Here is a 14,080-nt window from a genome sequence, read left to right on the forward strand (position 1 = left end):
GTGCCAATCAACACCTGATATCGATAGTCTATTACCGTGGAATTTTAAAGGCTAGGCGGTGATCACCGGACGGATACAGTAATACGTCGGATATTGGCATTTTGAAAAAGTAACTACATTTTATTATTGGGGTGATGTAACATCTTTACTATTCTTACACATACCTTTGAAAAGTTTTTCATCTATATTTTTGCGCTTAATAGCATCGTATATACTGAATAAATTTTTCCTGTCGGTCTGTTCTGCGTTTGTACCAACCGTAAAATTTTGATTAATCACAGTACAGCCATATATTGGACCCGATTCACCTAGGCCACCCACATACACAGTTCTTGTTTCTCCATCGTCTGTAGTATCTTTATCTTTTAATGAAGAGTCTTCGCTTATGGGCGTTCTTTCATTCGTATTACTCACTTCAAAGTATTGTATTTGACTGTTTTCAATCCAGCCCTCGTTGGCATCCATTTGTGTAACGAGTATACCGGATGGTGGTATTTCATATACCCGAGAGCCATCTTCGTATTTCGGTGGATGCCCGTTTGGTGCATTAAATATTATGTATAGAGAGCCAACATAATTTTCAGGTATAAGGTAAATTACGGGTTCACTTTTTTTTACCTCTGTACAGGCTGATAATAACGATATCATTGAACCAAAAAACAATATTTTAAAAAAGTGTGCTTTAAAGAAGAGTTTCATCGAGTCGCCTTTTTACTTAAGTAAGCCATTAAAACAGTTTTCTAAACTCGCTTTTTCAAGCAGCATACAATGACCACTATTTGCTGGAATAGAAGTAAAACGATAATTCCAATCCGCTATTTTATGAAAGCTTAATTTGGGGTATTTATTTGCCTGTCTAAATAGTTCATCGCCTACGGTCCCTTTAAAACTACCATTATTGTTGAGAGGCAAGCGGAGTGCGCTTACAATCATTGGGTAATCAGCGTTGAGAGATAAGCTTAGTGGTGGCGCACCTTTGCGAACATGTATACCAAGAGAGATAGCTCGCCCACCAGGACCAACAATAAATGCTTCACAATTAGGAAAAGCATCGCCAGTGATATAAGTAACTATATCCATGTGACCGCTAACAGTATCAATGTCTATAATAATTTTATACTTAACATTTAAAGTTGGCACGTATGAAAAGTCTAATCTTTCTTGTATCTGAGGTGAGCCAGGCATTGCGTGATTAACTCCCCCGTATTGGCCGTCTAACCGATACTGATAAATACTATTATTAGTTGGAGGTTTTTCTTTTAGGGTAACACGCCCCCATAATTTTTTTACTGCTCATATCTTTCAATAAAACTATGCATACATTTTCAAAAGAGTGCGTTTAAATCAATATTGGTTTACTAAAGGCACTTATGGCATGCGTATTCAACACGAGAAACCTAAGCTAATTATAAAAAGGAGGTATCAGCTCGAACAGGTTACATCACTCATATCAAAAGTATGCGTTAAACCATCAGAATTTTTATCAATTACTATCAGATTATTCTTTTCAATGTAAAACGTGTATTCGCGCATCCAATTGAGTTTAGCAATTCGCTTTAGCTCATAACGGCCAAAAAGCAGTGGGCAATTTAAATACGCATAATGATAGGCTTTCCCCATTGCCCCAGGGTCTGCTGTATAAATATAAATAGTGCGATCATTAAACGTGCTTTGTTTGTGAATGTAATCAGGGGTTGATAATGAAGAACCATTGAATAAAATCCCTAAACACAAAAAAGGAATTTGTATTACACCGACTAGTGTGAAAATGGTAAAGAACAACCACTGGGCTATTTTATTTCTAATTATGCTTTTAATTTTTTTAGGTTTGGTGAAAAGCAGTATTAAACCTGTAATTACCAACACCAATTTTATATAAAGTAGATTATGGCTTAATGTATCCATAAGCCGTGGAGAGTGCCAATTTAAACCCCAAAGCGCTCCACCATGCATACTCTCCAGAAAGGGTAACAATAAACATGCCGTAATAAGAAAGATAATTAACGAGACATTATTGCTGCTTTTATCCATTTATTTTTGTCCTTTAAATCTAACCGGAGTCGCTGTATTTTTAGTGTAATATTTATAACATAATTTAAAATGCAGCGTACCTAAAATGTTATAAACAAGATAGCTACCTAAAAGAGTAAAAGTATCTTTAAAGATGGTAAGCAGCTACTTATTATCCAAAAAAAGCGCCTTAACCACTACATTAAGACGCTTTGGATGAAAAGCTAAATAACCAAAGTCGGGTTAAAATAGCTAATCGGGACTATGAAATTGTTAGAATTGATAGGCCAATGACATCTTAAATTGAGTAGGCGCACCGGGGTAAACCCATAATGCGTTGTAGCTACTTTGGGCATATTCTTCATCAAAAATATTGTTAACACTGATATTTAACTTGGTGCGCTCGGTTAAGTTTACCTGCCCAAAAATACCAACTAGTTGATAACTCGGTAAGTTAAATGTTAAATCGGCGGCATCGCCTAATCGTTCACTGGTGTACTGATAACTAGCCCCTAGCTCAAGCTCTTTACCAAGCAAGGTTGTTTGATGGCTAAGCGTTAGGTTTAAGTTATTTTTAGGCACATTGACTAATGGGCTGCCTTTTTTGATTGGCACGCCCCAATCAGCATTTATTATGTCGTTTGCCGTACTGGCATCTATATAAGCGTAAGATAAATTAAACTTTGTATCCTCAGTAATATAAGTACTTAAATCGAGTTCAACACCTTTACTATTTGCTTTACCAATAGGCGCTGAAAAACCAACGTTTACAGGGTCGGCTACTAACATATTACTTTTAGTGGCATCAAATAATGCTAGGGTTCCCGTTATGCCTTGGTAGCTAAATTTAGCGCCTACTTCAAATGAGTCACTGTATTCAAAGCCAAATGGGTCGCCACTTGCATCTGTGCCACTTAATGGTAAAAAGCCTTCAGAGTAACTGCTGTATAAGGTTACAGCGTTGTTTAGCTCGTATACTAAGCCTATTCGCGGGCTTACCTGGCTCTGTGAGCTACTTGAAAGCACAGCACTTTTGGTTTCTAAAATGTCTTGATCTACGCTATCGAACCTAAGGCCAACTAATAACTTAAATTTATCAGTCAGATCCATTTGATCTTGAACGTATATACCATAAGCATCTTGTTGTTCGTTGTTTTCGTAGAGCAAACCTACTTCAGGACGCGCAACGTTATAATTTGGCTGATAAATATCAACTGTGTAGGTGCCGTTACCGCCGCGATAACGATAAAGTCCAGTGCGTAAGTCGTATTTGTATGCGTCGGCTCCCATTAATAAATGATGGGTAATGCCTGCGGTATCAAAATGCCCGCTTAGCTCAAATTTAAGGCTGGTATCATCAACTTCATAATCGCGGTAGCGCTGTTGGCGGGTAAGTGTGCGGCCATCATCGAATAATGATTGGCGCAAGGGTGCAAGTTCAGCATCAGACGAAAACCCAGTTAGTGTAGAGCTGCGGTAGTTTGCGCCTACAACGAGTGACCATTCATTGTTTATATCATGATTTAAAGTCACTTGGTGACCACGAGAATATACTTGCGTGTCACCATCGTTTGGATTGCCTAAATAGCGCGAGTTAGGGACAGTATTAAAATTATCATTAAGTACAACAACCCCACGGTCAAATAGCTGGGCTAAATCAACGTATTCAAATTCATAAGTGATGCTGGTTGAAGCGTTTATTTGATGATAAATAGATGGCGTAACTACCTTTTTATGGGTGTACACCTCATCGCGGTAGCTATCGCTATCTTGCCATGCGGCATTTATTCTAAATGCTGTGTTATCGTTAATGCCGTTTGTATAGTCACCTTCAACGCGATTAAAGTTATCACTACCTAAGCTAAGCTTTAGCTCACCCTGTTGCTCAAATTGAGGTTTTTTGGTCACGATATTTACTGTACCGCCGGGCTCTGAGCGGCCATAAAGTGCGGAGCCTGGGCCTTTTAATACTTCAATGTACTCAATGTTTGATACATCACGAGGGCCGCTGAACCCGCGCCCACCGCTAAAACCATTAATTAAGTAACCCGATGGCATGTTTTCGTTACCCGATAATCCACGAATCGAAAAGCTATCCCATAATGCGCCACTATTATTTTTACGTGAAATACTGGCAGAAAAATCCAGCGCATCTTGTAATTGAGTTATTCCTTTTTGATCAAGTACCGCGTTATCGAGGGTTTCGATTGATTGTGGCATTTGCTTTTGAGGAATATCGCCTCGGTAAGCTTGTTTATATGTAACCGCAATTTTCTCTATTGGTTGACTTTGGGCAAGGCTTTGTGTGCTTGCACTTAAGCAGGCTAAGTAAATTAATGAGTACTTCATAAAATGCTTTTTGGTAACGTTATATTATAACCAAAACTGTAGCATGTGTTACTTTATAACAAAATGTTTTTTTGCGCTCTATGTGTGCTTCTAATTTTTACACTAGCGGCTATACAGCTATCACGTTAAGATGGATAAAAATAACACAATAAGAACAATATAATGTTAACAAAAACAAATGCATTAATTTACTTTTTAGCGTTTAGTAGTGGCTTTAGTATTATGGGAATAGAGCTATTAGGTGGGCGAATTTTAGCGCCTTACTTTGGCAGTAGTGTGCATATCTGGGGCAGTATTATTACTGTATTTATGCTTAGCTTATCATTTGGGTATTTACTGGGGGGTAAGCTGTCTATTCGTCATCCTTCGTTGACCAAATATGGGTTAATCTTTTTAGTTGCCAGTATTATGGTACTACCCATTGCTTTGTTTGCTGAGCCTATTATGGCATTTATTTTTTCGCATATTGAAGACAGTCGCTATGGCTCGTTACTCGCCTCAACTGCGTTATTTTTTATACCCACCATTATTTTAGGCATGATCTCGCCCTACTCCGTACGTTTGCTGGTTACCAATAGTGAACGCAGCGGCCAAGTGGCTGGCGGCCTTTATTTTGTCAGTACCTTAGGCAGTGCGCTGGGCACTATTATTACCTCATTTTATATGGTGCTCGCGTTTGATGTTAACGCCATTATTTTAGGTTTTGCTGGTGTATTGGGCACGCTTGGGCTAATTGCTATTACCTTTGACAAACTTAAAGTACGAGAGGCCGTTTATGCTTAAGTTTAAATCCCTGTTTGTTTGTATTACGGCGCTACTGCTTTCATCATACAGTGCAGCTAATGTTGTGCATAAAGAGCGCTCCTTGTATCGAAATCTACTCGTTGAAGAAACTGGCGATTTACGCTGTTTAAAGTTTGATGAAAAAACCCGACAAAGCAGCCAAAGTTGCATGTACATTAGCGACCCTAAAAAACTCGTGTTTAACTACACTAAGCTGGCTTTTTCTAGTTTGTTACTGATTGATAACCCTAAAAATGTGCTCATTATAGGTTTAGGTGGCGGTACGCTTTCTAATATGATTCACGAGCTATACCCGAGTGCGCATATTGAAAATGTAGAAATAGATCCTGCGGTAATTAAAGTGGCGCGCGATTATTTTAACTTTATAGAAACCGATAACGTAACTGCTAAAGTGCAAGATGGGCGTATTTTTATTAAACGTGCGGCGCTTAAAAAACAGCAATTTGATTGGATTATTTTAGATGCGTTTAATGGCGATTACATTCCTGAGCACTTACTCACAAAAGAGTTTTTTGAAGAGATAAAAAGCGTATTAGCCGTAGGCGGAATTGTTGCTGCTAACACGTTTTCATCAAGTAAACTCTATGAGCATGAGTCGGCAACCTATCATGCGGTATTTGGCGATTTTATTAATGTAACAGCCAATAATAATAATAATAGTAATCGTATTATTTTAGCTGGTTATAGCAATATCCCTACAGAGCAACAAATAGCGCAGCGGGTGACGCAGCTAGTTCCGTTACTTGCTCCTTATGATGTCGATATAGAGGCAATTAGCCAACGTATGTTTTTCACTAAAGATGGTAAGGACTGGCCAAGTGATACTAAGGTGCTGACTGATCAATACTCTCCAGCAAATTTACTTAACTTTTAGTAGCTGTTACATGGTCACTTATATCCGGTGACCATTACTTATTAAAAAGATAATATTTTAAGGAAGCGATAATGCACATTCACTTTATTATTCATGAACATTTTGAAGCGCCAGGCGCTTATGAAACCTGGGCTAAAATGAATGGTCATACGCTGTCTTATACCCGTATTTATTTAGCTGAAAACTTACCGCAACATGCTGATGATATAGACTTTTTAATCGTAATGGGTGGGCCACAATCGCCCGCTACATCGCTTGCAAAATGCGCTTATTTTGATAGCAAAAAAGAACAAGCCTTTATTGCCAGCATGATCACGGCAAACAAAGTAGTGCTGGGCGTTTGTTTGGGGTCGCAATTAATTGGTGAAGCGTTAGGCGCGGCTTATCAACCTAGTCCAGAAAAGGAAATTGGTAAGTTTGCTATTACCCTCACTGATGCAGGTTTGAATCATCCGTTATTTAGCCATTTTGGCAGTGAGCTTAATGTGGGGCATTGGCATAACGATATGCCAGGGCTGACTGCTACGGCCAGTATTATTGCCTATAGCGAAGGTTGTCCAAGGCAAATAGTCGCTTATAGCGATTCAGTATTTGGTTTTCAATGCCACATGGAATTGACCACCGAGGTGGTTACCCTCCTCATTGCCAACGATGATTTAACCAATGCCCATAATTACCGCTTTGTTGAACAGCCCGAAAAGCTCTTAAGTCACGACTATAGTGAAATGAACAATAAGCTTTATACTTTCTTAGATAAGCTTGCCGTACACTATTTATCTAAATAATACTTATTTACGTGAAGTTAAAATACCAAATATTTACTTAGCCTGCTAACTAATGCTAAAATTTGCTGGATATTCACAAGTAAGAGTTCCTATGAGTAGCACTATTCCTTTTCATGAAACACTCGATTTAACCTTATGCGGCAATATGGGCCGAGTGCACCGCTTATGTCGAGAAGCGGTGACACTGGCGGTTGAACCCTTAGGTTTAACTCAGTCGCGCTGGACGGTAATGATCCACTTACATCATTTACCTTTAGGGGCAACACAGCAAGCGTTGGCGACCAGTTTAGGTATTGAAATGCCCTCATTAACGCGCACCATTAAGCAATTAGAGCAGCAAAATCTGGTTATTCGACAAGTTGATGAACACGATAAACGCAGTAAAAAATTGTACTTTACCGATGAGGGTATAAAGTTATTAGAACATTTAAAAGAGCTAACAAGCGATATTAAACAGCGTTTATATGCCGGTTTAAGTACTGAGCAACTTGATGGTATGGCGCACAGTTTAGTGCAAATGGAAGAAAACGCGCGGCGTTGTATTGCAAGCTTATCTGGAGATAAATAAGTATGACACCTGATCAAAAATTTGCCCGCTACGTTAAAGTTTCGCTTGTTGGTTTTATTGTTGTCTTTTTTTATTATATTGTTGCCGATGTGTGGTTGCCGGTTACGCCACAAGCACGGGTTTATCATCCGGTTGTGCAAATATCACCGCAAATAAATGGCCGTGTTACCGATGTATTGGTCAGTAATAACCAAGCGGTTAAAGCGGGTGATGTATTATTTGAGATAGATAAAAATACTTACCAACTAGCACTTGAGCAAGCACAGCTTGCCCTTGACGATGCCAAACTACAAAATAAACGCCTTGATACCAATGTAAAAGCGCTTGAGGCACAAATAAGTGCAGCTAACGCTAAATTGCATGAGCAGCAGCTATTAAAAAAGCGTGGCGAAACGCTTTATAAACAAAACTCTATTTCGGAACAAGAGCTTGAAAGCATTCGTGCAAATTTTGCAGCAAGCCAATCAAATTTAGCCGCCTTTGAAGCACAGCTTGCTGAAGCTGTTTTGGCGCGTGGCGACTCGGGGCAAAATAATTTAGCGCTGCGCCATGCGGCCAATCAGTTAGCACAAGCTGAGCTTAACTTATCCTATACGCAAGTGCGGGCTTTAAGTGATGGCGTTGTAGCTAATTTACAGTTACTTGAGGGTTCCTATGCTGTTGCGGGTAAGCCATTACTTGCTATTGTGGCAAGAAAAGCAGATTTAGTGGCTGATTTTCGTGAAAAGTCACTATTAAATATGCAGCCAGGCAGTTTAGCAAAAGTAGTGTTTGACAGCCGACCAGGTGAAGTATTCGACGCTAAAATTGAAACTTTTGAGGCCGGTGTCAGTGACGGGCAACTTAGTGCGAATGGATTACTTAGCACCACCGAAACCAGCAACCGCTGGGTTCGTGACGCGCAGCGTCAACGTATTCATTTAGTGCTGCCAAATAACACTCAGCTTATAAATAATATGCCCAGTGGTGCGCGTGCCACTGTGCAGTTACTTCCACAATCAGCTATAGGCCAATGGTTGGGAACAGTACAGATCCGCTTTATTAGTTGGTTACATTACATTTATTAGTGGGGCGAGTAATGACACAACATGTTAGCCAAGCGCCACAACTCGATTCAAATGGTTTACGCCAAGCGCTACGGATTGCTGGCGGCTGCACTTTTGGTTTTACTTTGTGCAAGTTAATGAATTGGCCCAATGGAATATTTTTTACAGTTTACCCTATGTTATTACTCGGTTTAGTGCCAAGTATTAACAAAGGCGTGATCCGTCAATTTGTTGCCAGTGCTGCCTACAGTGCGTTTATAGTGCTTATTTTACAGGGCTTATTTTCACACTTGCCGGTGTTAATGACGCTCATTATTTTTGCCAGCTTTTGTATATTGTTTTACTTAATGAGCTCTGGTGGTGCGTTTTTATTTGGTGCGTTAGGTGCGGTGAGTTTATCGATTCAGTTGCACTTTGCCAGCCATATTGATCAAGGAAGCAGCATTTACCCACTTATTTTAAGTAATGGTGTGGCTATTTTTATTACTATTATTATTGCGCTCTTGATGCATGGCTTGTTTCCTGATGTGACAGCGCGACCCATGCGCGCTGTGCCACACAAGGATAAAGAAAGTATTCGTCACGAGGTGTTGTTATGCGCTAGCGTTGCGACTTTGTCGTTTGTGGTTTTTCAGGTGCTTGATTTACAAGATTCAATTTCGGCGCAAGCGGCGTCTATTTTAATTTTGTTTTCGTTGTGTTTTAAGGCAGCGGGCACCGCAAGTTGGCAACGTATTATTGGTACACTGATAGGCTGTAATGCTGCTTTAGTTGCGCAGTTGTTTTTGTATAACCATACCGACGTTTTGCTTTTTCCGGTGGCTATATTATGGATTTTGTCTTTTATATTCAGTCGTTTTCATATTTTAGGAGGCGGTCCACCGGGTGTTGGGTTTGGGGTATTAACCACGTTTGGCATTTTATTTGGTCAGTCGTTAGGCCCAGGGCAAGATTTAATATACAGCGCCATGTATCGATTTAGCTCGGTGGCTGTTGCAGTAACAGTAAGCTTAAGTGCAGTGTATGTGGTGCATCGAATCCTCAACCGATTTAGCGTTACCCGCCATCATACTTATGATTAAATTAAAGGCTGCATTCGCAGCCTTTTTTATACTAGCCTATTGCAAGTAAATTCAACGCAGTTAGCGCTGAAAATAGCTGCTTAAGATAGATTTATTATCTAGAGTTCAGATTACTTAAGTTATAGCTTGATATTACCGCGTAGGGCTTTGGTTTGGCCGTGTTTGGTTTTTTTGTCCATGCGTTTACGCTGTGAGTTACGGCTAGGTTTGGTAGCACGACGTGCTTTATTAACTTTAGTCGCGCTTAAAATTAAATCTTTTAGCCGTTTTAATGCATCTTCCCTGTTGAGCTCTTGAGTGCGGTGGCTTTGCGCTTTAATTATCAATACCCCTTCTTTGGTGATCCTTGAATCTTTTAAAGCAAGTAATCGTTCTTTATAAAAGTCAGGTAATTTAGAGCGATTAATATCAAAGCGTAAATGTATAGCACTGGCTACTTTATTAACATTTTGCCCGCCTGCACCTTGTGAGCGAATAGCGCTGAGCTCTACTTCCCATTCATCTATGGTTACGGTATTTGAAATAGTTAACATAGTGCCCCGCTCTTTTTGCAAAAAATGTATTATATCATCAGTACATTGCGTTGTGGTGAATCAACTTAAACTCACAATTGAGTTAATAATAATTTATAAATTTACGCTTTGTATTGGCAATAGCCGTTAATTAGTTTTTAATTAACGCTACTTTACTATTAGGAAATGCTTAATGAAAAAATTACTGTTATCAATCGGCTTGTTAGCGATGAGCTTCTCAAGCTTTGCACAAGACATCAATGAAGGTCAATTACAAAGCTATATTAAGGCATTACCTGCGGTTACAAGTTGGGCAAGCAATCAAGCGTCGTTAGAAAGCTTAGATTTAGCGAGTATGCTGGGCGCATCGGCAGATCAAACGGTCACTGAGCAAAGCTCGTTAGCCAACAGCGCACTTAGCATGATCAAACAGCAAGACTTATATAAAAGCTTTGCCAACGTAACTAGCCAATATGGTTTTACGCCTGAACAATTAATTGCTGTAGGATCAGAAGTTTCAATGGCTTACATTGAAAACCTGAAATCAGGTTTATCAGATGAACATAAAGAAACCGCCAATAAATTAATGGGTGGCTTACAAAGTATGCAAAGCAGTAAAGACAAAGGTGTTAGTTCATTAATGGGGTCGTTTGGCAATGCATCAAGCGCAGCCCAATCGGCAGAGCCTGTAGTCAGTGAAAATAACCTAGCACTTGTGAGCGAATACATGCCACAACTTAAAAAGCTGTTTTCAATGTTGTAAAAGTTATTGTTTATAGAGGTGGCATTGACCACCTTTTTTATACTTACTTTCCCAGTCTCATGTATTTTAAGTTTAAACAATGGCCTCAGTTTTAATGCTGTAAACCCCCTTTACGGCTATGATTAAGGCGTTATTTCGCTAACGCTAAAAAATAAAAAGTAATAAATAAACCTTAATTTTACTAACGCTAAGGCTACGTTTTGTTTGACGCTGAAGTTATACCAATCGACTTAAATATTTAACCATTCTAGCGAGCTAAATAAAGCGCTAACTGCGTTATAATTTTTTCAAGTAGAACAACCACATGTCAAAATTTACGCCTTGTTATCACTCCATTTATCTGTCGCTATAAATGGTCAGTAACTTAACACAATTGGTATTAAGTTAGTTGTTACTCACTAGTTGTTGTTTTATACGGATCAGCCATTTATCAACTTAAGTAGTAAATGACGGTATATTTGCTTTCAGCTAGCTTATTTTTGTTTGTTTATTAGCCTTTTTTAATTTGTACACGGTTGAGTTAGTAAAAAATCGGTTTATTTTAACGATTTTGAAAAGTAGTTAGTAAAATCGTGATCCTTTCGGTGTTTTTAAATAAAGTTATTATAAATTAGGTGGTTAGGCTTAAGTATTATAAAGCTAAAATAGTAGTAATCCCAAAGGGCACGTGTGTTAATAGCAAATAATGGAACTAAAGCATCGCTATATAGCCGTTTGCAGCGGTTATAACTGTTTGTTCAGGTGCCTTATTTCAGATCACTATTTAACTAACAGTATTAAAAGAGCCTATTTTATTCAAATGCAAATAAGAACTACTATCTTTTGTATTTGTTGGCGTTATAATATCGCCATCTTTTTTTAGCTATGTTTAAAAGGAATTTGCAGTTTATGCAGGCCTCTAACCGTCTTTTAGACTTTCCCAAACCCGTTTTTTCTATGTTATGGCAATTTATGCAACGCTTTAGCTATGAATTAGCGGTTTTATCGCGTTTTTTTATTGCCATTGTTGGCGGGTATTTTTTTACAGCCGTTAGTGTGGCGCTATTAAGTATAGTAGTGCCTGTGCCTAAAGTTGACGCGGTTTTGCTTAGTGTGTCTGCGAGTATTTTAATTTATGCCCTAGTGTTTATTTATAGCTTTTATATTCATTCATTAAAAACTGTTTGGATCAGTATTTTACTAAGTATTGCAGCGCAACTTGTCGTGTTGTCGCTATTGAAGGGATGGTTATGAAAGGGAGTTTTTTTCGTTCAATGACGTGGTTACATACATGGGTGGGTTTGCTCGTGTGTTGGTTACTGTATTTAATATTTTTTGCAGGCACTATTAGCTTTTTTAGAGATGAAGTGAGCTTATGGAATCAGCCAAGTGTCCATAATATTGAGCAGCAGGCAGATCGTATTGGCGCGCAAAAGCAACAAATCGTGTCGGGTGTTGAGTATTTAAATGCGCAAGCACCTAATGCGCCTAATTGGCGTATAACGCTTCCTGAGGAGCGTATACCTTATTTAACGTATGGTTATGCAAAACCAAAAGATCCTGGACAACGCAGAGCGCAGTTTGAAAATACCCGTTTAAATCCAAATACTATGCAGCCTTTAGCACCCTTTGTAGATACCCGAGGGGGTAATTTCTTTTATCGACTGCATTTTGATTTGCATTATATTGATGTAAAAACGGCGCGTTGGATTGTCTGCTTTGCTAGTTTATTTATGCTCATTGCGTTGATATCTGGCGTCGTTATTCACAAACGTATTTTTAAAGATATGTTTGTTTTTAGAGCTAATAAAGGCAGCCGTAGCTGGTTAGATGTGCATAATTTAAGTTCGGTATTTGCCTTACCGTTTCATTTAATGATTACTTATACGGGCATTATTACCCTGATATTTATGATTTTCCCCTACCCCGCGCAAACCGTTTATGAGGATGGAATACGAGGCTTTTTTAATGATGTTTCGCCAAGTAGTCCTGCAACAGAGTCGTTGCAAGGCACTGCGCCGTTAGTGCCTATCAATACTGTTTTGGATCAGGTTTATACTAAGTGGCCAGAGGCTGATATAACTCGGGTGATTATAAATAAGCCGAATAAGGCCGCTGCGACTATTATGGTTTTGGTCAGTCCTGGAAAAACATTAAGGGATCAAGCACCGCGTTTGATATTTAGTGGAGCGAGTGGTGAGCTTGTTGCTCAAACTGATGATGAACTCACCAGCAGTAAAGCGCTGTATGAGTCACTAAATTCAATGCACACTGGGCGTTTAGCAGAGCCATTATTACGTGTTTTATACTTTTTAGGCGGCATTGCTGGCTGCATAATGATAGCCACGGGCTGTATTATGTGGGCGAAGCGCATTCGAGAGCGAATGAAAAAAAATGCCCAGCCATCATGGGGTTTAAAACTCGTCGAAGCGCTTAATTTAGGAACTTTAATGGGATTGCCCTTGGCAACGTCTGCGTTCTTTTTAGCAAACCGATTAATCAGCACACGCGCAATGGAGCGCGCGGATAAAGAGATACTTGCCTTCTTTTTAACTTGGCTGTGTGTACTTATTATCGCTTTTGTAAAGCGTGACAAGTTGCAGTGGTGTGTTATGGCTGCCATAAACAGCATTGCTTGTTTTAGTGTGCCAGTGGTTAATGCGCTAACAACACAAGGGAATATAATCAGTTATTTACGTAATGAACAGTGGGCTTTATTTATGTTTGATAGTCTCTTTTTACTGTTTGGTTTGCTGTTTTTGTTACAAACCGAAAAATTACGTACTGCGCTGCAAGCTAAAAAACCTAGTCCGATAAACACTCAGGAGCAAAAAGTATGATGGCATTGCTCCCTTTTAGTTTATGTTTGGTGGCTTTTAACTGCTTTGCACTGGCTAAGTTTAATCATTTTAAGGATGTTTTTAACAAGCGCCCGACTGATCAGCAGCGTTTAATTTTATTGAGTGTTGCTTGGATCAGTATTTTACTAAGTTTGCTGCTTTGCGTTAGCGAATTACACGGCTATGGCGCTCTACAGTTTTGCGGGTTTATGTCGTTAAGTGCTTTAATTATAATGATTTTTTATAGTTTTTTAGTCAATCTAACTAAGCTTTTTAACTTGCTTGTATTATTGATATTGGCCACGAGTACGTTATTTTTTGGTTTAAATGGGCTTTAGTTAGTAAAAACCTGATCCCAAAGAATAGGCTAAATTGAGGTAAAAAAATGGCAAGCGAAAGCTTGCCAATAAAAAAGGGGGATTGTCATTATGTCTTGTACTTGCCTTTCCTTTTGCAAGTGGGGCTAAT

At 39.0% G+C, this 14,080-nt stretch carries 15 protein-coding genes; 10 read left to right on the top strand and 5 right to left on the bottom strand.

What is annotated here, in order from left to right; all coding sequences use genetic code 11:
• Positions 1 to 123: 123 nt before the first annotated feature.
• The 4 genes from AAEY57_RS07860 to AAEY57_RS07875 all read right to left on the bottom strand — a co-directional run bounded on the left by AAEY57_RS07860 (position 124) and on the right by AAEY57_RS07875 (position 4,359).
• On the bottom strand, positions 124 to 699 hold the full coding sequence (locus AAEY57_RS07860; RefSeq protein WP_350607305.1) for a DUF6843 domain-containing protein: 576 nt from the start codon (positions 697 to 699) through the stop codon (positions 124 to 126).
• Between the two features lie 12 nt (positions 700 to 711).
• On the bottom strand, positions 712 to 1,185 hold the full coding sequence (locus AAEY57_RS07865) for a hypothetical protein (protein ID WP_350607308.1): 474 nt from the start codon (positions 1,183 to 1,185) through the stop codon (positions 712 to 714).
• A 237-nt stretch (positions 1,186 to 1,422) separates the two neighbouring features.
• A complete protein-coding gene (locus AAEY57_RS07870) occupies positions 1,423 to 2,031 on the bottom strand; it encodes a hypothetical protein (protein WP_350607310.1) in 609 nt (202 codons plus the stop codon).
• Between the two features lie 252 nt (positions 2,032 to 2,283).
• A complete protein-coding gene (locus tag AAEY57_RS07875) occupies positions 2,284 to 4,359 on the bottom strand; it encodes a TonB-dependent siderophore receptor (RefSeq protein WP_350607312.1) in 2,076 nt (691 codons plus the stop codon).
• Positions 4,360 to 4,521: 162 nt separating this feature from the next.
• Here AAEY57_RS07875 and AAEY57_RS07880 point away from each other — a divergent pair, with 162 nt between their 5' ends.
• The 6 genes from AAEY57_RS07880 (at position 4,522) to AAEY57_RS07905 (ending at position 9,518) form a co-directional block, all read left to right on the top strand.
• Positions 4,522 to 5,142, top strand: coding sequence for a fused MFS/spermidine synthase (locus AAEY57_RS07880; RefSeq protein ID WP_024602440.1), 621 nt, complete (start codon positions 4,522 to 4,524; stop codon positions 5,140 to 5,142).
• Positions 5,135 to 6,037 (top strand): spermidine synthase, encoded by a 903-nt coding sequence (locus AAEY57_RS07885; protein ID WP_350607314.1) that lies wholly within the window; start codon positions 5,135 to 5,137, stop codon positions 6,035 to 6,037. The genes AAEY57_RS07880 and AAEY57_RS07885 overlap by 8 nt, the downstream gene beginning before the upstream one ends.
• 71 nt (positions 6,038 to 6,108) lie before the next feature.
• A complete protein-coding gene (locus tag AAEY57_RS07890; protein ID WP_350607316.1) occupies positions 6,109 to 6,822 on the top strand; it encodes a type 1 glutamine amidotransferase in 714 nt (237 codons plus the stop codon).
• A 91-nt stretch (positions 6,823 to 6,913) separates the two neighbouring features.
• Positions 6,914 to 7,390, top strand: coding sequence for a MarR family winged helix-turn-helix transcriptional regulator (locus tag AAEY57_RS07895; RefSeq protein WP_262977357.1), 477 nt, complete (start codon positions 6,914 to 6,916; stop codon positions 7,388 to 7,390).
• Between the two features lie 2 nt (positions 7,391 to 7,392).
• Positions 7,393 to 8,457, top strand: coding sequence for an HlyD family secretion protein (locus tag AAEY57_RS07900; RefSeq protein ID WP_350607320.1), 1,065 nt, complete (start codon positions 7,393 to 7,395; stop codon positions 8,455 to 8,457).
• An 11-nt stretch (positions 8,458 to 8,468) separates the two neighbouring features.
• A complete protein-coding gene (locus AAEY57_RS07905; RefSeq protein WP_350607322.1) occupies positions 8,469 to 9,518 on the top strand; it encodes a DUF2955 domain-containing protein in 1,050 nt (349 codons plus the stop codon).
• 119 nt (positions 9,519 to 9,637) lie between these two features.
• On the opposite strand, the gene arfB is transcribed toward AAEY57_RS07905, so the two are convergent.
• Positions 9,638 to 10,051, bottom strand: a complete 414-nt coding sequence (arfB, locus tag AAEY57_RS07910) for an alternative ribosome rescue aminoacyl-tRNA hydrolase ArfB (protein WP_013462803.1) — start codon at positions 10,049 to 10,051, stop codon at positions 9,638 to 9,640.
• A 172-nt stretch (positions 10,052 to 10,223) separates the two neighbouring features.
• Between arfB and AAEY57_RS07915 the strand changes: the two genes are divergently transcribed.
• From AAEY57_RS07915 to AAEY57_RS07930, 4 genes are all read left to right on the top strand, one after another.
• Positions 10,224 to 10,793 carry a short-chain dehydrogenase gene (locus tag AAEY57_RS07915; protein WP_076922552.1) on the top strand — a complete coding sequence of 190 codons (570 nt, stop codon included), beginning with the start codon at positions 10,224 to 10,226 and terminating at the stop codon, positions 10,791 to 10,793.
• 888 nt (positions 10,794 to 11,681) lie between these two features.
• Positions 11,682 to 12,026 carry a hypothetical protein gene (locus tag AAEY57_RS07920; RefSeq protein ID WP_262976778.1) on the top strand — a complete coding sequence of 115 codons (345 nt, stop codon included), beginning with the start codon at positions 11,682 to 11,684 and terminating at the stop codon, positions 12,024 to 12,026.
• The gene (locus AAEY57_RS07925; RefSeq protein ID WP_350607327.1) at positions 12,023 to 13,612 is read left to right on the top strand and encodes a PepSY-associated TM helix domain-containing protein; all 1,590 of its coding nucleotides are present in this window, start codon (positions 12,023 to 12,025) and stop codon (positions 13,610 to 13,612) included. The genes AAEY57_RS07920 and AAEY57_RS07925 overlap by 4 nt, the downstream gene beginning before the upstream one ends.
• The gene (locus tag AAEY57_RS07930; protein WP_016899981.1) at positions 13,609 to 13,950 is read left to right on the top strand and encodes a DUF3325 domain-containing protein; all 342 of its coding nucleotides are present in this window, start codon (positions 13,609 to 13,611) and stop codon (positions 13,948 to 13,950) included. The genes AAEY57_RS07925 and AAEY57_RS07930 overlap by 4 nt, the downstream gene beginning before the upstream one ends.
• Positions 13,951 to 14,080: the final 130 nt, after the last annotated feature.

Origin of the sequence: Pseudoalteromonas sp. MER144-MNA-CIBAN-0113 (assembly GCF_040308965.1) — a bacterium.
Taxonomy (GTDB): Bacteria; Pseudomonadota; Gammaproteobacteria; order Enterobacterales; family Alteromonadaceae; genus Pseudoalteromonas; species Pseudoalteromonas tetraodonis.